The sequence below is a fragment of the Mesorhizobium sp. Cs1299R1N3 genome (assembly GCF_037179625.1).
Classification (GTDB): Bacteria; Pseudomonadota; Alphaproteobacteria; order Rhizobiales; family Rhizobiaceae; genus Mesorhizobium; species Mesorhizobium salmacidum.
This window is the reverse complement of record NZ_JAPYKQ010000053.1, coordinates 1-588: the sequence shown is the minus strand read 5'-3', so window position 1 is coordinate 588 and position 588 is coordinate 1. Positions and strand designations below refer to the sequence as shown.

Sequence of the window (588 nt, the reverse complement as noted above, 5' to 3'; positions counted from 1 at the left end):
AAGTTCAAATGACCCGCATCGCTACCTTCAACGTGAACGGCGTCAACGGCCGCCTGCCCGTGCTGCTCAAATGGCTGGATGAAACCGCGTACGACATCGTCTGCCTTCAAGAGCTCAAGACATCCGACGACAAGTTCCCTGCCGACGCGATCAGGGGCGTCGGTTACGGCGCAATCTGGCACGGCCAGAAATCTTACAACGGGGTCGCTATTCTCGCTTGGGGAGCAGAACCACTGGAACGTCGGCGCGGGCTGCCCGGGGATCCAGACGACACGCACAGCCGCTACATCGAGGCCGAGGTGAATGGGCTTGTTGTGGGTTGTCTCTACCTGCCCAACGGCAACCCGGCGCCAGGTCCAAAATTCGACTACAAGCTCCGCTGGTTCGATCGCCTGATCAGCTACGGCCGGCTGCTGGTCACGGACGGCGCTAGCATTCTCTGCGGCGACTACAACGTTGTTCCAACCGCAATCGACGCCGTCGTGCCCCAACGATGGCTAGGGGACGCGGTGTACTTTCCGGAGAGCCGGCAAGCCTACGCCGAAATGCTCGGGAATGGTTGGATCGATGCCGTCCGCCGCATCCACC

The 588-nt window shown here is 61.2% G+C and carries 1 protein-coding gene; it reads left to right on the top strand.

Going from position 1 to position 588, the window contains the following annotated elements:
* Nucleotides 1-8: 8 nt before the first annotated feature.
* A partial coding sequence (locus tag O7B34_RS31915; protein ID WP_337149716.1) for an exodeoxyribonuclease III occupies nucleotides 9-588 on the top strand: 580 nt, incomplete at its 3' end.